At 56.3% G+C, this 18,615-nt stretch carries 16 protein-coding genes; 12 read left to right on the forward strand and 4 right to left on the reverse strand.

Annotated elements, in window-relative coordinates:
• Positions 1-243 carry a FeoC-like transcriptional regulator gene (locus C8D90_RS07825; protein WP_115457890.1) on the forward strand — a complete coding sequence of 81 codons (243 nt, stop codon included), beginning with the start codon at positions 1-3 and terminating at the stop codon, positions 241-243.
• 45 nt (positions 244-288) lie between these two features.
• Here C8D90_RS07825 and bioH read toward each other — a convergent pair whose 3' ends face one another.
• Complete coding sequence (gene bioH / locus C8D90_RS07830; RefSeq protein WP_115457891.1) at positions 289-1,068, reverse strand: pimeloyl-ACP methyl ester esterase BioH; 780 nt, start codon at positions 1,066-1,068, stop codon at positions 289-291.
• A 43-nt stretch (positions 1,069-1,111) separates the two neighbouring features.
• Here bioH and gntX point away from each other — a divergent pair, with 43 nt between their 5' ends.
• Both gntX and nfuA read left to right on the forward strand, forming a co-directional pair.
• Positions 1,112-1,795, forward strand: coding sequence for a DNA utilization protein GntX (gene gntX, locus C8D90_RS07835; protein WP_115457892.1), 684 nt, complete (start codon positions 1,112-1,114; stop codon positions 1,793-1,795).
• Between the two features lie 58 nt (positions 1,796-1,853).
• Entirely contained in the window at positions 1,854-2,429 is a 576-nt protein-coding gene (gene nfuA, locus C8D90_RS07840; RefSeq protein WP_115457893.1) for a Fe-S biogenesis protein NfuA, read from the forward strand.
• 36 nt (positions 2,430-2,465) lie between these two features.
• Here the strand turns inward: nfuA and ulaR are convergent, their stop codons facing one another.
• Complete coding sequence (ulaR, locus tag C8D90_RS07845; protein WP_115457894.1) at positions 2,466-3,221, reverse strand: HTH-type transcriptional regulator UlaR; 756 nt, start codon at positions 3,219-3,221, stop codon at positions 2,466-2,468.
• Between the two features lie 107 nt (positions 3,222-3,328).
• Positions 3,329-4,393 carry an L-ascorbate 6-phosphate lactonase gene (gene ulaG, locus C8D90_RS07850; RefSeq protein WP_115457895.1) on the reverse strand — a complete coding sequence of 355 codons (1,065 nt, stop codon included), beginning with the start codon at positions 4,391-4,393 and terminating at the stop codon, positions 3,329-3,331.
• Between the two features lie 403 nt (positions 4,394-4,796).
• On the opposite strand from ulaG, the gene ulaA reads away from it, so the two are divergent.
• From ulaA to C8D90_RS07885, 7 genes are all read left to right on the forward strand, one after another.
• Positions 4,797-6,194 (forward strand): PTS ascorbate transporter subunit IIC, encoded by a 1,398-nt coding sequence (gene ulaA / locus C8D90_RS07855; protein ID WP_115457896.1) that lies wholly within the window; start codon positions 4,797-4,799, stop codon positions 6,192-6,194.
• Between the two features lie 18 nt (positions 6,195-6,212).
• Complete coding sequence (ulaB, locus tag C8D90_RS07860) at positions 6,213-6,518, forward strand: PTS ascorbate transporter subunit IIB (protein WP_115457897.1); 306 nt, start codon at positions 6,213-6,215, stop codon at positions 6,516-6,518.
• A gap of 11 nt (positions 6,519-6,529) precedes the next feature.
• Positions 6,530-7,000, forward strand: a complete 471-nt coding sequence (gene ulaC / locus C8D90_RS07865) for a PTS ascorbate transporter subunit IIA (protein WP_115457898.1) — start codon at positions 6,530-6,532, stop codon at positions 6,998-7,000.
• 14 nt (positions 7,001-7,014) lie between these two features.
• On the forward strand, positions 7,015-7,671 hold the full coding sequence (locus C8D90_RS07870) for a 3-keto-L-gulonate-6-phosphate decarboxylase UlaD (protein WP_115457899.1): 657 nt from the start codon (positions 7,015-7,017) through the stop codon (positions 7,669-7,671).
• A gap of 9 nt (positions 7,672-7,680) precedes the next feature.
• Positions 7,681-8,544, forward strand: coding sequence for an L-ribulose-5-phosphate 3-epimerase (locus C8D90_RS07875; protein WP_115457900.1), 864 nt, complete (start codon positions 7,681-7,683; stop codon positions 8,542-8,544).
• Entirely contained in the window at positions 8,541-9,233 is a 693-nt protein-coding gene (locus C8D90_RS07880; protein ID WP_115457901.1) for an L-ribulose-5-phosphate 4-epimerase, read from the forward strand. The genes C8D90_RS07875 and C8D90_RS07880 overlap by 4 nt, the downstream gene beginning before the upstream one ends.
• Before the next feature lie 258 nt (positions 9,234-9,491).
• Positions 9,492-10,223: a helix-turn-helix transcriptional regulator gene (locus C8D90_RS07885; protein ID WP_115457902.1), complete on the forward strand. Its 732-nt coding sequence runs from the start codon at positions 9,492-9,494 to the stop codon at positions 10,221-10,223.
• Between the two features lie 51 nt (positions 10,224-10,274).
• Here the strand turns inward: C8D90_RS07885 and malT are convergent, their stop codons facing one another.
• On the reverse strand, positions 10,275-12,989 hold the full coding sequence (gene malT, locus C8D90_RS07890; RefSeq protein ID WP_115458180.1) for an HTH-type transcriptional regulator MalT: 2,715 nt from the start codon (positions 12,987-12,989) through the stop codon (positions 10,275-10,277).
• Positions 12,990-13,922: 933 nt separating this feature from the next.
• On the opposite strand from malT, the gene malP reads away from it, so the two are divergent.
• Together malP and malQ are read left to right on the forward strand one after the other, a co-directional pair.
• Positions 13,923-16,346 (forward strand): maltodextrin phosphorylase, encoded by a 2,424-nt coding sequence (malP, locus tag C8D90_RS07895; RefSeq protein ID WP_115457903.1) that lies wholly within the window; start codon positions 13,923-13,925, stop codon positions 16,344-16,346.
• Between the two features lie 10 nt (positions 16,347-16,356).
• Positions 16,357-18,465, forward strand: coding sequence for a 4-alpha-glucanotransferase (gene malQ, locus C8D90_RS07900; protein ID WP_115457904.1), 2,109 nt, complete (start codon positions 16,357-16,359; stop codon positions 18,463-18,465).
• The last annotated feature ends 150 nt before the right edge of the window (positions 18,466-18,615 follow it).

Raw genomic sequence — 18,615 nt, forward strand, 5'->3', positions numbered from 1 at the left:
ATGACGAGTTTGTTGCAGGTCAGAGATGCCGTCGCGCTGCATGGACGGGTTGAGCTGCGGCAATTAAGCCGGGAACTCTCTGCCTCTCCGTCTATGGTGAAAGCCATGCTGGAGAGACTGGAGGCCATGGGCAGCGTAGAAAAAGTGACGGAGATAGACACCGGATGCCTGGGCGGCGGCTGTAAAGGGTGCCCGGAGACGGAAAGGTGCGAGATCGAGGTTTATCAAATCAAGACGCCGTAGCTTCCCGCTCTCAGCACAAAGACTCCCCGTCAAAAACGGCGGCAGCTAAGCCGCCCGTTGGCAAAACGCTTTCAGCGCGTCACAAAACTCATCCGGATGCGAAATAAAGGGCGCATGAGCAGCTTTACGCATCACCAGCGAAGGGCTTTGCGGGTAGCGTTCATCCAGCATTTCAGCCACCTTACGCGGCACCAGCCCATCCAGGTAGCCGTAGATACGCAGGAACGGCACGTCGAGCCGCGTCAACGCTGCGCGCAGATCCGCCGTACGCAGGATGTCCAGTCCGCCGTTCAGCACCTCTGCCGTCGGCATCGGCTGACTCAGCACGACATCCTTCAACGTGCGCGCATCCTGACGCGCACTCTCCGTCCCCAGCGTCTGTAGCGCCAGAAAGCGTTCCACCGTGCGTTGGAAGTCCTGGCTGAGCTGATGCTGAAACCCTGTCAGTACCTCCGGCTTGATGCCCGGCCACCCTTCCTCCTCGCGGGCGGAGAAGCAGGGCGAGGAAGCCACGCTGATCAGCGCCGCCACGCGATCGGGCGCCGATAACGCTGCTTCAGCGGCCACCAGCCCGCCCAGCGACCACCCCAGCCAGATCGCACGCGGCGGCGCCTGATCCAGCACGGTTTGCGCCATCACCGGCAACGACAGTGCGCCAAATCCCCCGCTGCGCCCATAGCCGGGCAGATCAGCCAGATGAACGCGGAAATGCGGCGTCAATTGCGGCAAAATGCAACGCCATACCTGCGCGTTCAATCCCCATCCGTGCAGCAGCACAAGATCGCGATCGCCTTCACCGCAGGTCTGCCAATAGAGTTGTGTCATCGGTTATTGTCCGTCTGTAATTTCTTTGCCATCAGGATACGACATGTTAACGCCCGGCGTTCGTTGTTGGCTATGCCAGTTGCCGCTCAAAATCGCCGCGCACGGTATTTGCAGCGTTTGTTGCCGTACCCTGCTGCTGCCTGCCGCGCTTTGCCCCCGTTGCGGGCTGCCTGCGGCATTGCCCTCAATACCGTGCGGGCGCTGCCAGCAAAAACCGCCGCCCTGGCGGCAGATGATCGCGGTCACCGACTATCGTCCTCCGCTCAGTACGCTGGTGCAACGGCTGAAGTATCAGGGGATGTGGCAACTGGCGCCCGCGCTGGCCCGACTGATGCTGCTGCGCTATCTTCAGGCCCGGCGGGAACGGGGGTTATCCGCCGTGCACCGGGTGGTGGCTGTTCCCCTGCATCACCGGCGTCAGTGGCGGCGCGGGTTCAATCAAACGCAGTTGCTGGCCCGCCCGCTGGCGCGTTGGCTGAGTTGCCGCACCTCCGCCGGCTTGCTGCGGCGCGTCAAGAATACGCCGGCCCAGCAAACGCTTACCGCCGGCGCCAGGCGCCGCAACCTGCGCAATGCGTTTGTTTGCACGGAGCGGCTGGACGGAGAAACGATACTGCTGCTTGATGACGTTATTACCACCGGCAGCACCGTGGCGGAAATCAGCCGCCTGCTGCTTGACGCGGGCGCCGCGTCCGTTCAGGTTATCTGTCTGTGTCGCACCTTGTGAGCACTTTACAATCGGCGTATTATAACCGACCAGAGTAGTCAACTATTGAGCAAATGCCATGATTCGTATTACTGACGCAGCGCAAGCGCACTTTGCCAAACTGCTGGCAAATCAGGAAGCGGGCACCCAGATCCGCGTCTTCGTGATTAATCCGGGAACCCCGAACGCCGAATGCGGCGTGTCTTATTGTCCGCCGGACGCCGTTGAGCCGAATGACACCGAGCTGAAATTCGATCAACTCTCGGCCTATGTGGATGAAATCAGCGCACCGTTCCTGGAAGATGCGGAAATCGACTTCGTCACCGATCAGCTTGGCTCCCAGCTGACGCTGAAAGCGCCCAACGCCAAGATGCGTAAAGTTGATGATGATGCGCCGCTGATCGAGCGTGTTGAGTACGTGCTGCAATCGCAGATCAACCCGCAGTTGGCCGGTCACGGCGGCCGCGTATCGCTGATGGAAATCACCGATGAAGGGTTTGCTATCCTGCAATTCGGCGGCGGCTGTAACGGGTGTTCCATGGTGGACTACACCCTGAAGGAAGGGATTGAAAAAGAGCTGCTGCAGAAATTCCCTGAGCTGAAGGGCGTTCGCGACCTCACGGAACACCAGCGCGGCGAACACTCATACTACTGATGTCCGCATGAAACACCGCTGCCGGCGGTGTTTCTGCTACACCAGCATTACCTCCACGCCCTGCTCCCTGAGCTGCTGCAACACCCGTTCATCAGCATCCCGGCCGGTGATCACCATGTCGATTTGGTCAGCACGACTGAATAGCATTCCTGCCCGTTGCCCGACTTTACTGCTGTCGACCAGCGCCACCAGCTTGCCTACGTAGTTCAGCATCTTCTGCTCCGCCATCGCGGTGAGCATATCGGTTTTGTACAGCCCTTCCGCCGTCAGCCCCTTGCCGCTGGTGAACATCCAGTGCCCCGCATACAGCGACGTTTCACCCTCCTGCGGCGCCAGGGTAATCGCCTGGCTCTTGTTATACTGGCCGCCCATGATGATGACGCTGTCGTGCTCCTGCTCGATCAGGAAATTCGCCAGCGGCAGGTAATTGGTAATGATCTGCGCGTCTTTGCCGCAGATTTCACGCCCCAGCAGAAACGCCGTCGAGCCGCAGTTAATCACCACGCTTTCACCCGGCCTCACCAGCGTTGACGCCGCCCGCGCGATGCGCATTTTTTCATCGTGATTCTGCGCCTGATGAATATTCATCGGCGTCCAGGCCACACGCCCCTGGCTGACGGCCTCCGCGCCGTTGCGGACTTTCTTCAGCTTGCCTTCCGTGCTGAGCTTGTTGATGTCGCGTCGCGCGGTAGCCGGAGAAATCTGCATATGCCCCATCACCTGTTCGACGGAGACAAATCCTCTTTGCTGGAGCAGTTCCAGAAGCGCCTGATGTCTTTGCGATTCGGTCATGAGAATCCTGAGCGTTAATGACAATTTGGTGATTATATTTGAAAAACAGTCTGAAATGAACCCTAACCGGGCCGAACGATCCCGGCCCGGAGAAAAATAATCTTCTGTTATAAGAATGACTTAAACGGAAGATCCGGCTCAATGGTGAAACAATCATCGAATCCGCGCGGATAATGGTATTCCCGGTTATCCTTGTCTGCCGGCCAGGTGAATTTGCCGCCCACCTGCCAGATAAACGGCTTGAAGCCGTACTTCAGCCGATCTTTCTTCATCTCCCACAACACGCTGATCTCCTGCGGGTCGGCCTGAAAGTTCGACCAGATATCATGGTGAAACGGAATCACGACTTTGGCGTTCAGCGCTTCCGCCATGCGCAGGATGTCCGCGCTGGTCATTTTGTCGGTGATGCCGCGCGGATTCTCGCCGTAAGAGCCGAGAGCGACGTCAATGTCATACTCGTTGCCATGTTTGGCGTAGTAGTTCGAGTAATGCGAGTCGCCGCTGTGATACAGCGTTCCGCCCGGTGTTTTGAACAGATAGTTCACCGCCCGCTTGTCCATGCCGTCCGGCAACACGCCTGCCGCCTTCTCCTCCGCCGGCAGCGTGATAAGCGCCGTGCGATCAAACGCGTCCAGCGCATGAATCTCAATGTCCTTCACCCTGACCACGTCGCCGGGTTTCACCACGATGCAGCGCTCACGCGGTACGCCCCAGCCGACCCACATGTCTACGCAGGTCTGCGGGCCGATGAACGGTACGGAAGCATCGCAGTTTTGCATCACCGCAGCAGCGACGTTCACGTCGATGTGATCGTTATGATCGTGCGTCGCCAGAATGGCATCGACCTGCCTGATGGCGAACGGATCGAGCACGAACGGCGTCGTACGCAGATTGGGCTGCAATTTTTTCACGCCGGCCATACGCTGCATCTGATGCCCGTTTTTCATCAGCGGGTTACCGTGGCTCTGTTTGCCGGTGCCGCACCAGAAATCCACACAGACGCTGGCGCCGCCTTCCGACTTCAGCCAAATCCCCGTACAGCCCAGCCACCACATGGCAAAGGTGCCGGGAGCGACCTGCTCCTGTTCGATCTCTTCATTCAGCCAGGTTCCCCATTCAGGGAAGGTATTCAGTATCCATGATTCGCGCGTGATGGTTTCAACTTTACTCATGTCTGCGGGCCTCTCTTCGGTCAGTCAATGATGCAAAAAGTCACACAAAATCATTTTGTGATTATTTTTGATTTTCACAATCAAATCTAACACGTTAAAAAGCAGAATTGAAAGCATCATTTTTCTCCTTTTCCGTACTCACCTTCCCGACAGCGGCAAGCGTTTTATAAGAAAACTGGCTATAAAAATCCCGTAACTAAATGAATTAAATAGAAACAACATCAATAACCGGCAAAAAGAAAACGACGAGCGTCGTATGAAGTTGCGAAGCTTCTCACAAATAATCAAATTCAATCTTTTGGTGATTCATAATGATTGCTAAAGTGAAAAGACCCTATAAATCGCACGGCATCACGCCGCAGCAAAATGAAAACAGGTTGTCCCAAAGCCAACGGGAGTGCTTATGGAAACCCTCTACAACGTCTTTACGGTATTTTTTAATCAGGTCATGACCAACGCCCCGCTGCTGCTGGGCATCGTTACCTGCCTTGGCTATCTGCTGCTGCGCAAGAGCGCGACGGTCATCATCAAAGGCACCATCAAAACCATTATCGGTTTCATGCTGTTGCAGGCAGGTTCGGGAATACTGACCGGCACCTTCAAACCCGTGGTGGCCAAGCTTTCTGAGGTTTACGGCATCAACGGCGCCATCTCCGACACCTATGCGTCGATGATGGCGACCGTCGAACGCATGGGCGACGCCTACAGTTGGGTGGGCTACGCAGTGCTGCTCGCCCTGGCGCTGAATATCCTGTACGTACTGCTGCGCCGGCTCACCGGCATCCGCACCATCATGCTGACCGGCCACATCATGTTTCAGCAGGCGGGGCTGATCGCCGTCTTCTTCTACATCCTCGGTTACCCGATGTGGACCACCATCATCTGTACGGCGGTGCTGGTTTCGCTTTACTGGGGCATCACCTCCAACATGATGTACAAACCCACCCAGGAAGTGACCGAGGGCTGCGGCTTCTCCATCGGCCATCAGCAACAGTTCGCTTCGTGGCTTGCCTACAAGCTGGCGCCCTATCTCGGCAAGAAAGAAGAGAGCGTGGAAGAGCTGAAGCTGCCCGGCTGGCTCAACATTTTCCACGACAACATCGTCTCTACGGCCATCGTGATGACGCTGTTTTTCGGCGCCATCCTCTGTTCATTCGGTATCGGTACGGTGCAGCAAATGGCGGGGAAAACGCACTGGACCATCTACATCCTGCAAACCGGTTTCCAGTTCGCCGTCGCCATCTTCATCATCGTGCAGGGCGTGCGCATGTTCGTGGCTGAATTGTCAGAAGCATTCAACGGCATCTCCCAGCGCCTGATCCCCGGCGCCGTGCTGGCTATCGACTGCGCCGCCATTTACAGCTTTGCGCCGAACGCGGTGGTCTGGGGCTTTATGTGGGGCACCATCGGCCAGCTTATCGCCGTAGGCATTCTGATCCTCGCCGGCTCTTCCATCATGATCATTCCCGGCTTTATTCCAATGTTCTTCTCCAACGCCACCATCGGCGTGTTCGCCAACCACTTCGGCGGCTGGCGCGCGGCGCTCAAGATTTGCCTGGTGATGGGGATGATTGAAATCTTCGGCTGCGTCTGGGCGGTGAAGCTGACCGGGCTGAGCGCCTGGATGGGCATGGCCGACTGGTCGATTCTGGCGCCGCCGCTGATGCAGGGGCTGACGTTCGGTCTGTGGTTTATGGGCATCGTGATCCTTATTGCCCTGATGTACATGTTTTTTGCCGGCCGCACGCTGCGCGCCGAAGAAGATGCCGACAAACAGCTTGCGGAATCTTCAACGCACTAACTCAACGGAGAACACATTATGACAGTACGAATTCTGGCGGTATGCGGTTGCGGGCAAGGCAGTTCCATGATCATGAAGATGAAGGTCGATCAGTTTCTCACCCAGCAGGGCGTGACTCACACGGTAAACAGCTGCGCCGTCGGCGAGTACAAGGCGGAACTGAGCGGCGCGGACATCATCATCGCGTCCACCCATGTAGCGGATGAGATCACCGTCAGCGGCAACAAATACGTGGTGGGCGTGCGCAATATGCTCTCCGCCGCCGACTTTGGCCCCAAGCTGATGGAAGTTATCAAAGCGCATTTTCCCGGCGACATTAAATAGGCGGAGCCATTATGAAATTACGTGATTCCCTGGCGCAAAACCGCTCCATCCGCCTGCAGGCCGAAGCGGAAACCTGGCAGGAGGCGGTGAAGATCGGTGTCGATCTGTTGGTCAACGCCGGCGTGGTCGAACCCCGTTACTACCAGGCTATTCTCGACGGCGTTACACGCTTCGGCCCCTACTTCGTCATCGCGCCGGGCCTGGCGATGCCCCACGGCCGCCCGGAGGAAGGCGTGCTTAAAACGGGCTTCGCGCTGGTTACGCTGAAAACGCCGCTGGTCTTCAATCACGAAGAAAATGACCCGGTAGATATCCTGATCACGCTGGCCGCCACGGATGCCAATACGCATCAGGAAGTCGGCATCATGCAAATCGTCGAGCTGTTTGACGACGAAGCGAATTTTGATCGCCTGCGCGCCTGCCGGACTGAGCAGGACGTGCTGGATTTAATCGATCGCGCCACCGCGGCAGCCGCACATTAACAAGAGGAAACCCGATGTCCCATACATTACCGATGCTCCAGGTCGCCCTGGACAACCAAACGCTTGATAGCGCCTACCAAACCACGCGCCTGATCGCCGAAGAGGTCGACATTATCGAAGTCGGCACCATCCTGTGCGTCGGCGAAGGCGTGCGCGCGGTGCGCGATCTGAAAGCCCTGTATCCCCATAAAATCGTGCTGGCCGACGCCAAAATCGCCGATGCCGGCAAAATTCTGTCACGTATGTGCTTCGAAGCCAATGCGGACTGGGTAACCGTCATTTGCTGCGCGGATATCAACACGGCGAAAGGCGCGCTGGATGTCGCCCGTGAGTTCGACGGCGACGTGCAAATTGAGCTGACCGGCTACTGGACCTGGGAACAGGCGCAGTCATGGCGTGAAGCCGGCATTCAGCAGGTCGTCTACCACCGCAGCCGCGACGCGCAGGCCGCCGGCGTCGCCTGGGGGGATGAAGACATCAGCGCCATCCGGCGCCTGGCGGACATGGGGTTCAAGGTAACGGTAACCGGCGGCCTGGCGCTGGACGACCTGCCGTTGTTCCGCGGTATTCCGATTCACGTTTTCATTGCCGGACGCAGCATCCGCGACGCCGCGGACCCGGTACAGGCTGCCCGTCAGTTCAAGCAGTCCATCGCCCGCCTGTGGGGCTAAGGTGAAAGGATGACAACCCTTAAGCGTGTCCCCTTAGGGATTTATGAAAAGGCGCTGCCTGCCGGCATCAGCTGGCCGGAGCGCCTGCAACTGGCCGCTGAGCTGGGCTTCGACTTCGTTGAAATGTCGGTGGACGAGAGCGATGAACGGCTGGCGCGGCTCGACTGGAGCCGCGAGCAACGCATGGCGCTGGTAGACGCGATTACCCGCACCGGCGTACGCGTTCCTTCTATGTGCCTGAGCGCGCACCGCCGCTTCCCGCTGGGCTCGGAAGACGATCGCACCCGCGCCCGCGGCCTGGAAATTATGGCGCAGGCGATCCGGCTGGCTCAGGACACCGGCATCCGCGTGATTCAGCTGGCCGGTTATGACGTCTATTACCAACAGGCCAACGACGTAACCCGTGAGCGCTTTCGCGAAGGGCTGCAATTGGCGGTGGAAATGGCGAGCCGGGCGCAGGTTACGCTGGCGATGGAGATCATGGACTACCCGCTGATGAACTCCATCAGCAAAGCCATGGGATACGCCCATTACCTGAACAACCCCTGGTTTCAGCTCTATCCCGATATCGGTAACCTTTCCGCCTGGGATAACGACGTTCAGATGGAACTGCGCGCCGGCAGCGGTCATATCGTCGCCGTACACGTTAAAGACACCCGGCCCGGCGAGTTCAAAAACGTACCTTTCGGGCAGGGCGTGGTGGACTTCGAACGCTGTTTTACCACGTTGCGGGAGACAGGCTATACCGGCCCGTACCTGATTGAAATGTGGAGTGAAACCGCCGCCGATCCGGTAAGCGAAATTAAAGCCGCGCGTGACTGGGTACTGCAACGCATGGAACGCGCCGGTCTGGCCGTTGAGGAGGCCGCATGACGGACGCATTGAAAGAAGAAGTGTACGCCGCCAATATGGCGCTCCCGCGTCACGGGCTGGTCACGTTTACCTGGGGCAACGTCAGCGCCATCGATCGCGACCGCCAGCGGGTGGTGATAAAGCCCAGCGGCATCTCTTATGACACGATGACCCCGGAAGATATGGTGGTAGTCGACATGCAGGGAAACGTCCTGGAAGGTAAATATCGCCCCTCCTCCGACACCCCGACCCACCTGGCGCTCTACCGCCGTTTTGCGCAAATCGGCGGCATTGTGCATACGCACTCAACGCATGCCACCGCGTGGGCGCAGGCCGGGCTTTCCATCCCCGCGCTGGGTACGACTCACGCGGACTACTTCGCCAGCGACATCCCCTGCACGCGGGCGTTGACCGAAGAAGAAGTTAACGGTGACTATGAGCTTAACACCGGTCTGGTTATCGCGGATGCTCTGGCGAACTCACAGCCTCTGCATACCCCCGGCATCATCGTCTATCAGCATGGGCCGTTTGCCTGGGGAAAAACAGCGGATGAGGCGGTACACAACGCCGTTGTTATGGAAGAAGTCGCGAAGATGGCCTGGATCGCGCACGGGTTAAATCCGCATCTGACCCCCATTGACAGCTACCTGATGGAAAAACATTTCAGCCGGAAACATGGCCCGCATGCTTATTATGGGCAAGCGAAATAATCACCGTACTCTTCCGGTAAATACAAGATAAATCCCCCGCAGGCTCATTGCTCAGCGGGGGAGAGAAACTAAAACCTATTTCCTGATGGAGATCGTTACACCTTCCACTAATAGCCCTCCTGCCATCCTCCCGGATTTAAGACATTCATCAGAAATATATTTATTAATATCAATAAAAGTGCAGATCAGTCTTGCCAAACAATTACATGTTGTGCTCTTTTACTGACACAGTGTGCGGTCCACCCTGAGGTCAATAATATGTCGTTATCTTTTTATAATAATGACGCGATACATAGCATGGTGAAGGATTATATTGAACAGAGGCTAAAGCGTCATGGTCCATTACATTATTTCTATTTCCTGTTAAATAAGAGAAATCCCAAAGAATTTCTACTTATCTCTAACTATTCAGATCAGTGGGTTGATAATTACAAAAAAAACAATTACCAACACATCGATCCCGTTATCATTACCGCGCTAAACAAAAGCTCGCCGTTTGCATGGGCAGACAGCACGGTAGTGAACGCCAACGCCAATTTATCTAAAATTTTTGGTTATGAAGAAAAATACGGTGCGATTAATGGCTATACTTTCGTACTGCACGATCATAATCATAATTTAGCATTACTCTCTTTCATCACGCCCGGCGTAAAAGCCAGTAATACGCAAAGTATGATGGAGAACAAAAAAGATAAGTTACAAATGCTGTTAATCGACACTCTTGATAAATTTTCCCTCTGTTATAAAGAGGCAAGACAGGTAAATAGCAGCATTCAGGCAAGCAAGGACGTTTTTACTAAACGGGAAAATGAAATTCTGTATTGGGCCAGCATGGGGAAAACATATCAGGAAATTGCTTCAATCCTGGGTCTGAAAACAACGACGATAAAGTTTCATATCGGTAACGCCGTCAAAAAGCTGGGGGTGGCAAACGCCAAACATGCTATCCGCATCGGGATTGAGTTACAGCTAATCAAGCCTCTGCTTTAAATACTGAATCATCACGCGCAAATTATCTTTGCGCATGATGATTCACTTTACTTATACGCCGTATCCCATCATTTTCATGATTTGCTGTGCCTGCTGCACCGCTTCCTGGCGGTGCGCCACGCCAAGCTTCTGATACAGATTACGGATATGGGTTTTTATCGTGGTCGCCGCCACGTCCAGCTCACCGGCAATTTGCTCGTTACTGTATCCGGAATAGATCAGCCCCAATACCTGCCATTCACGCTGGGTCAGCGGACTGGTGCGGATCAGTTCGGGAACCTGGGGATGATTAAGCAGCTTCTCAACGAAGCTCTCGTCAAAGTGCGCGTACTTATGGCGATGATGCTGGTTGATGTCACGCAAAATGCGTTGGGCGCGGTGCTGATCCAGCTCCGGCAGGGTATTCAGTTGCAGCAACTGCCGCAGTTGCTGCGCCATGATTTCGCCCTCAATCACGAAGTGACTGACAAAGCCGGTGCGGTTGGACAGGCTGAGCGCCTCAATCAACACCTTCTGCGCCTCGCTTTTGCGGTCGGTATGCCAATACAGCAGGTTGCACAACAAAAGGTTACGGTTCAGGTCGCTCGTCAGGCGCAGACGACGCGCTTCTTCGTTCAGCTCGTCCAACACCACTTCCGCTTCCGCATACTTACCCAGCAGAATCTGCACCCGCGCGATATTACGCCATTGCCCCTGAAGGAAATGGTTGTCGGCCATCGCCGGCTTCTCGGCCTGCATCAGCCAGTTGGCCGCCGCCGTTTTATCGCCCGTCATTTGCCAGTAAATTACCCGTGATTTATCTGCGTTGGTTTGCCAGTCACGGTGATAATTACCCGACAGCAGCAGATTTTCACAGCGGCGCAGCCAGGAGCCGGCATTATCCATATCGCCGCGGGCCAGCGCGCATTTGGTCAGCAACGCCAGGCACTGCAACTGCTGCTGCGGATCGTAGTTTTCCAGCACTTTCAGCCCGTTGCGCGCGGCATCCTCCGCCTCGTCCAAACGCGCCCACGACCACAGCAACTGCGCGCGGATACGCAGCAGGAACTCATGCATCGGCAACTGTTCCAGATGCTGCTCATAAATTAGCTCAAACGCTTTATCCTGCGTTTCATACGCCGCCTGCAAGAACCCCTGGGCAATCAGAATTTCACTTTGTTGCAGCATCGCCCACAGCGCATAGTGGTAGGCCTGATGCCGGCGCGCCACCTGCTCGGTTTGCTGCATCATCGGTAACGCCCGCGCCAGATCGCCCTTGCAGTGATGCACCTCGCCAATAACGGAACTGGCGACGATACGGCTGTAATAGCTGCCGATCGGCAGCTTTCTCAACGCCTCCGTCGCCAGGTACTCCGCCTCTTCCGGCTTGCCGGCGTTAATCGCCACCTGCGCGCGCAGCGCATCAAACTCTGCGCTCAGCTCGTCATCAATTTCTATCTGCTGCTCAGACATGCCCTGTTCGGCGCGCGTCAGCAACGTTTCCACCTCACCATAGCGGTGTTGGCTCTGTGCCAGCCAGGCCTGCAGCAACGCCAGGCGCGGATTCTGGATCAATTTTTCGTACGGCAGCGCCTGAATGCATTCTTCCAGCAACGACAGCTCGCTCTGATGGAACAGCGCCCAGGCATGCTGCATCAATACGTCACGCAACATCTCGACATCGCCCGCTGCCAGCGCATGGTGAATGGCTTCCGCGGGGAATCCCAGGTCCATCCAGCCCATCGCCGCGGTCCGGTGCAGATTGGGGAGCTCCTGAGCCAGCTCCCACTGACAACGCTGACGCAGGAACTGGGCAAATAAGGGATGAAAACAAAACCACTCGCCGTAAGAATCCATACGGTGAATGAACAGGCCCTGCCGCTCCAGTTCTTCCAACTGCTGCTGGCCGTTTTCCTCGCCGGTCAGGTTCATGATCAGCACGTCATTCATGGAGCGCAGCACCGAGCAACGCAGCAGAAAATCGCGAGTTTTGGCATCAACATGATCCAGCACTTCATCCGCCAGATAGTCCGACAGATGGGCGGCGTTAATACGTCCCAGGCGCTTGGCCGATGCCTGAGCGGACGACGCGGACTGGCGGGCCGACAGGGCAATCAGTTGTAATGCGGTCGGCCAGCCCTCTACTTCGTCGCACAACTGATGGCTCTCCCCTTCCGCAAAAGGGGAACTCAGGCGGTGGTTGAAAAACTGTTGGGCTTCCTGATGCGTAAACGCCAACTGACGCATGTTGATCTCCAGCAGTTGATCGCGCACGCGCATGTTGGCGATGCCAAGCGGCGGCAGCGTACGCGACAGCAGAACCACCGTCAGATTGTCAGGCTGATGACGCAGGAAAAAGCGCATGGCTTCGTGGATTTGGGCATTGGAGATCAGGTGGTAATCATCAATGACCAGATAAAGCGGGGTATTCCAGTCGGAGAGCTCAATAAACAGCTGGGCGAACAGGGCGGAAAGCGAAGCATATTGGTGTTTCTGGCTCATAATCTCGCTTTTACCGCAATGGCCGCCGGTCGCCTGTTGCAGCGCCGCCACCAGATAGCTGGCGAAACGCTCCGGCTGATTGTCGCTTTCATCAAGGGAGAACCAGCCAAGATCCGTTTTCTCTGCCGCCCACTGAGCCAATAACGTGGTTTTGCCGTATCCCGCCGGCCCGTTAATCAACACCAAACGATAGTTATACGCGGCCGACAGCTTGGTAAGCAGCCGATCGCGCGCGACCGTGTTTTGCAACCGCACCGGGCGGCTTAACTTCGACGGAATCAACATATTCATCAGCCCCGCATGATAAGACTCTGGCCTGTCCTGCACCGTAGAATTAATTTTTTCACGCTTCGTAATTAATATTTGTTATTTAAATTCGGTCAATGAACCCGCTATTGCAACAGAGTAAATGGATGATATGGCAGGAAGTTGCTGTCGATCACATTTTTCTACGAATAGTCATTTATATCTTGCTCAGATATCTGACTTAGTATGCGCCAAATCGTTTATAAAAAACGTTATTATTAAATAACGTGATCTTCAACACGTAAAAATGCATAAGCCAAGCAGACCAATATTTCCATTGGCAAAATTATTTCATTATTCTCTACTCGCTGAAAAAATATCCGGAATTACATGAAAATGCATAATTAACCGTGAGTTAGCATATAACGCCAATACATAACCATCAGGAGGGAATCATATAATTATAGACGGTATGTGAAAGATTTTAACCTTAACGTAAATTAATCAACAAAAGCACATAAAAAGAGCACTTTTCCTACGAAAAAGTCATTTTAAGCGGGTAATTCAGGGCAAAATCACAAAAACGCATTAGCATTAATAATCAAACCGTTATTCCGGAAATATGCATAGAAAAACCGTTTTGTCCCGCAAAACGACTCATGCTTTCATTCATCATGAACGGACACCTTGACTCCATTCCGGCTTTACTGGCAAATAATATACTTCAGGATATTTTCCGTTCTTTTCTCAAAATAACGTTCGGAAAGCTCCGAGGCTGGGGAGGAACAAGAAAACGCCCCGTATCATCCGGCAAGAGTGACAGGGAGCACAATTTCATGGCAGATAAACATTACTACGCCCCAAAGCTCCTCCCTGCCTCCTCCCCATCCGGGAGGATGTTAATCCTCACCCTGCCCGGCAGGATAACCTCAGCATAATTAAATCGCGTGTTGATTTTGAGAGAGACTTTTTATGTCGCATACATCGTTTGATAAAGACGCGTTTGATACAGACGCTTTTCAGGCGGCATTAACCCGCCAGTGGCAGCATTTTGGGCTGACATCCGCCAGCGAGATGACGCAGCACCAGTGGTGGCAAGCCGTCAGCGGTGCCTGCGCAGAGCTGTTGGCCGCCCGCCCCGTCGTTAACTCCCCGAAAACGAAAGGATTACGTCATGTAAACTACCTTTCCATGGAGTTTCTGATCGGCCGTCTGACGGCCAACAACCTGATCAACCTGGGTTGGTATACACAGGTCGAAACCCTGCTGGCGCAGCATGACATCAAACTCAGCGATCTGCTGGAGCAGGAAACCGACCCGGCGCTGGGCAATGGCGGGCTGGGACGTCTGGCGGCCTGCTTCCTCGACTCTATGGCGACCGTTCAGCAACCGGCTACCGGCCACGGCCTGTGCTATCAATACGGCCTGTTCCGTCAGTCCTTTGCCGACGGCCATCAGCAGGAAGCGCCGGACGACTGGCAGCGTGAAAGCTACCCCTGGTTCCGCCACAACAGCGCCCTGAGCGTTGACGTCAGCTTCGGCGGCAAGCTGGAAAAACAGGCCGATGGCCGCGTTCTGTGGCGCCCTGCGTTCACCCTGCGCGGTGAAGCCCGCGACCTGCCGGTGCTGGGTTACCGCAACGGCGTCAGCCAGCCGCTGCGCCTGTGGCAGGCAACGCACACGCATCCGTTCGATCTGACGCAGTTCAACGACGGTCATTTCCTCAAAGCGGAAAGCGCGGGCATCGAAGCCGCCAAGCTCACCAAAGTGCTTTATCCGAATGACAACCATCAGGCCGGCAAACGCCTGCGCCTGATGCAGCAATACTTTCAGTGCGCCTGTGCGCTGGCCGATATTTTGCGCAAGCACCATACGGCGGGACGTAAACTGGCCGAGCTGCCCGACTACGAAGTCATCCAGCTTAACGACACCCACCCGACCATCGCCATTCCTGAACTGATGCGCATCCTGCTCGATGAACATCAGCTGAGCTGGGACGAAGCCTGGTCCATCACCACCCGGACCTTTGCTTACACCAACCATACCCTGATGCCGGAGGCGCTGGAACGCTGGGATGAGCGCCTGGTGCGCAGCCTGCTGCCGCGCCATTTCGACATCATCAAGCAGATCAACGCCCGCTTCAAAAAAGTGGTGAACGAACAATGGCCCGGCGACGATGCAGTGTGGGCGAAACTGGCGGTACATCACGACAAGCAGGTGCGTATGGCCAACCTGTGCGTGGTGGGCGGCTTTGCGGTGAACGGCGTGGCACAGCTGCACTCCGATCTGGTGGTGAAGGATCTGTTCCCGGAGTACCACCAGCTGTGGCCGAACAAGTTCCATAACGTCACCAACGGCATCACGCCGCGTCGCTGGCTGAAGCAATGCAACCCGGCGCTGGCCGGCCTGATCGACCGTACGCTGAAAAAAGAGTGGGCCAACGATCTGGACGCCCTGAAAGAGCTGGAGCCGTACGCCGATGACGCCGGATTCCGCGAAGAGTACCGCAACATCAAGCAGGACAATAAGGCAAACCTGGCCCGCTACGTGAAACAGGTGATGGGCCTGACCCTGAATACCAACGCCATTTTCGACGTACAGATTAAGCGTCTGCACGAGTACAAGCGCCAGCATCTCGGCCTGCTGCACATTCTGTCGCTTTACCGCCAACTGCGTGACGATCCGAACGCGGCGCGTGAACCGCGCGTCTTCCTGTTCGGCGCCAAGGCTGCGCCCGGTTACTACCTGGCGAAAAACATCATTTACGCCATCAATCAGGTTGCGGCCAAAATCAACGCCGATCCCAAAATGAAGGATCGCCTGCAGGTCGCTTTCCTGCCGGATTACCGCGTTTCGGTGGCCGAACTGATGATCCCGGCGGCGGACATCTCCGAACAAATCTCCACGGCCGGTAAAGAAGCCTCCGGCACCGGCAATATGAAGCTGGCGCTGAACGGCGCGCTGACCGTGGGAACGCTGGACGGCGCCAACGTGGAGATCGCCCAGCAGGTCGGAGAAGAGAACATCTTCATCTTCGGCAACACCGTCGAACAGGTTAAGGCACTGATTGCGAAAGGTTACGACCCGCGCAGCATCTATCGTAAGGACAAGCATCTGAAGTCCTTGCTGGACGAACTGGCGGACGGCAGCTTCAGCAACGGCGACAAGAAGGCATTCGACATGATGCTGCACAGCTTGTTGGAAGGCGGCGATCCCTATCTGGTGCTGGCCGACTTCGCCGATTACTGCCGTGCGCAGCGGGAAGCTGACGTACTTTATCGTGACAAGGAAGAGTGGACGCGCAAAACCATTCTGAACACCGCCCGCGTCGGCATGTTCAGCTCGGACCGCTCCATCCGCGACTACCAACAACGTATCTGGCAAGCAAAGCGCTAAAGGAGTTTGCATGGAGCGGAAACAGCTTGAAAGTCAGGCAACGGAAGCCGGCATTGCCGCGAGCTATATCAATGCGCACGGCAAGCAGCAGGCTATCAGCACGGAAACCAAACGCCGTCTGCTGGACGCCATGGGGCTGCCGCGTTCCGGCATCACTGAACCGAAAGCCCCCGTTCCCGCGGTTATTGTCTTTCAACAAGGGGCTCCCTGCGTCATCCCCATCGAGCATTCGGGCGATTATCACTGGGAGTTAAAACTGGAGTCAGGGGAAACGTCCGCGGAGAAAAACGCGTTTCAGGGGCGTATTCAGCAGCGCAAGAACCTGACGCTGCCGCGCAACCTGCCTCTGGGATATCACCCGCTCACGCTGAGCGACGGCTCACAGCGCTGGCAGTGTCTGGTGATCATCGCCCCGGCACGCTGCTATGAGCCGGACGCCCTGCTCAACGGTAAAAAGCTGTGGGGGGCGTGCGTACAGCTCTACACCCTGCGTTCGGAAAGCAACTGGGGCATCGGCGATTTCGGTGACCTGCAACGCATGATCGAAGAACTGGCGCCGCGCGGCGGCGCCTTCGTCGGCCTGAATCCGATCCACTCGCTTTATCCGGCCCTCCCGGAAAGCGCCAGTCCGTACAGCCCGTCTTCCCGCCGCTGGCTGAACATCGTGTATATCGACGTTAATCAGGTGGAGGAATTTCTGCACAGCGCCGACGCACAGGCATGGTGGCAGGAAGAGGCAACGCAGCGTCAGTTGCACGCCTCACGCAGCGCTAAATGGGTGGACTACACCGCCGTGACGCAGCTGAAGCTGGGCGCGCTGCGGCGGGCATTTCCGGCTTTCCTGGCGCTGAAGCCGGGCAATAGCCGGATGAAGGCGTTTCGCCAGTTCATCAGCCAGGGCGGGGAGAGCCTGCAATCTCAGGCCATCTTCGACGCCCTGCACGCCCATCTCAGCGCCGATAACCCCGACGCCTGGGGCTGGCCGGCATGGCCGGAAAAGTACCACAGCCCCGATGCACCGGGCGTCGTCGCCTTCTGCCAGAAGCATCCGCAGGAGATTGAGTTTTATTTGTGGCTGCAATGGCTGGCGTATATCCAACTGGCGGCCTGTTACACCCGCAGCCAGCAGCTCGGCATGCCCATCGGCCTGTACCGCGATTTGGCCGTCGGCGTCGCCGAGGGCGGCGCGGAAACCTGGACCGAACGCGATCTCTATTGCCTGAAAGCCTCCGTCGGCGCGCCGCCGGACATCCTTGGCCCGCTCGGGCAGAACTGGGGGCTGCCGCCCATGGCGCCTCACAGGATGCAGGCGCGCGCCTACCAACCTTTCATCGACATGTTGCGCGCCAACATGACCTGCTGCGGCGCCCTGCGTATCGATCATGTCATGTCGATGCTGCGCCTGTGGTGGATCCCCTTCGGTGAAACCGCCGATCAGGGCGCTTACGTGCGCTATCCGGTGGACGATCTGCTGGCGATCCTCGCGCTGGAAAGTCAGCGCCACAAATGCATGGTGATCGGCGAAGATCTCGGCACCGTTCCGGTAGAGATCGTGGCGAAGCTGCGTGATTCGGGGGTCTACTCTTACAAGGTGCTGTATTTCGAGCACGATCAGGAGAATCACTTCCGCGCGCCGCAGTCCTACACCGTTCAGGCCATGGCGACCGTCACCACCCACGACCTGCCCACCCTGCGCGGATTCTGGGAAAGCGGCGACCTGACGCTCGGCGACGAACTGGGCCTCTACCCCGATACCGAGGTGCTCAACGGGCTGTACGAAAACAGAGAGCAGGCGAAACAGGGCTTGCTCGATGGACTGCACCAGTATGGCTGCGTGCCGAAAAAAACCGGCCACCATGCCGGGCGCTTAGCCATGAGCCCGGTACTCAACCGGGGCGTACAGCGTTACATCGCGGAAAGCGCCAGCGCCTTACTCGGCCTGCAACCGGAGGACTGGCTGGACATGTCGCAACCGGTCAATATTCCCGGCACCAGCCAGGAATACCCGAACTGGCGGCGTAAGCTCACGGCTACGCTGGAGGAAATGTTCAGCGATCGGGATATCAATCTGCTGATTAAAGATATTGATAAAAAAAGAAAAAAAGTCTCCGTGAGTTAATTCTCCTTTATTATCACAACCACGGGGAACTTTCCCATGGTTGTGATAATCCTGCCGTTTATTACTTTAATAATTTCTTTTTTATTCCACTCCATTTGATCCACATCAAAACGCCCCCTGCCGAAATGACAGAATTTATATCGCGACATG

Source organism: Enterobacillus tribolii (assembly GCF_003363015.1).
Lineage (GTDB): Bacteria > Pseudomonadota > Gammaproteobacteria > Enterobacterales > Enterobacteriaceae > Enterobacillus > Enterobacillus tribolii.

Bases quoted from the DNA above. Each gene is read 5' to 3' on its own strand.
- C8D90_RS07825 (WP_115457890.1), top strand. From the start codon at position 1: ATGACGAGTTTGTTGCAGGTCAGAGATGCCGTCGCGCTGCATGGACGG.
- bioH (WP_115457891.1), bottom strand. From the start codon at position 1,068: ATGACACAACTCTATTGGCAGACCTGCGGTGAAGGCGATCGCGATCTT.
- gntX (WP_115457892.1), top strand. From the start codon at position 1,112: ATGTTAACGCCCGGCGTTCGTTGTTGGCTATGCCAGTTGCCGCTCAAA.
- nfuA (WP_115457893.1), top strand. From the start codon at position 1,854: ATGATTCGTATTACTGACGCAGCGCAAGCGCACTTTGCCAAACTGCTG.
- ulaR (WP_115457894.1), bottom strand. From the start codon at position 3,221: ATGACCGAATCGCAAAGACATCAGGCGCTTCTGGAACTGCTCCAGCAA.
- ulaG (WP_115457895.1), bottom strand. From the start codon at position 4,393: ATGAGTAAAGTTGAAACCATCACGCGCGAATCATGGATACTGAATACC.
- ulaA (WP_115457896.1), top strand. From the start codon at position 4,797: ATGGAAACCCTCTACAACGTCTTTACGGTATTTTTTAATCAGGTCATG.
- ulaB (WP_115457897.1), top strand. From the start codon at position 6,213: ATGACAGTACGAATTCTGGCGGTATGCGGTTGCGGGCAAGGCAGTTCC.
- ulaC (WP_115457898.1), top strand. From the start codon at position 6,530: ATGAAATTACGTGATTCCCTGGCGCAAAACCGCTCCATCCGCCTGCAG.
- C8D90_RS07870 (WP_115457899.1), top strand. From the start codon at position 7,015: ATGTCCCATACATTACCGATGCTCCAGGTCGCCCTGGACAACCAAACG.
- C8D90_RS07875 (WP_115457900.1), top strand. From the start codon at position 7,681: ATGACAACCCTTAAGCGTGTCCCCTTAGGGATTTATGAAAAGGCGCTG.
- C8D90_RS07880 (WP_115457901.1), top strand. From the start codon at position 8,541: ATGACGGACGCATTGAAAGAAGAAGTGTACGCCGCCAATATGGCGCTC.
- C8D90_RS07885 (WP_115457902.1), top strand. From the start codon at position 9,492: ATGTCGTTATCTTTTTATAATAATGACGCGATACATAGCATGGTGAAG.
- malT (WP_115458180.1), bottom strand. From the start codon at position 12,989: ATGTTGATTCCGTCGAAGTTAAGCCGCCCGGTGCGGTTGCAAAACACG.
- malP (WP_115457903.1), top strand. From the start codon at position 13,923: ATGTCGCATACATCGTTTGATAAAGACGCGTTTGATACAGACGCTTTT.
- malQ (WP_115457904.1), top strand. From the start codon at position 16,357: ATGGAGCGGAAACAGCTTGAAAGTCAGGCAACGGAAGCCGGCATTGCC.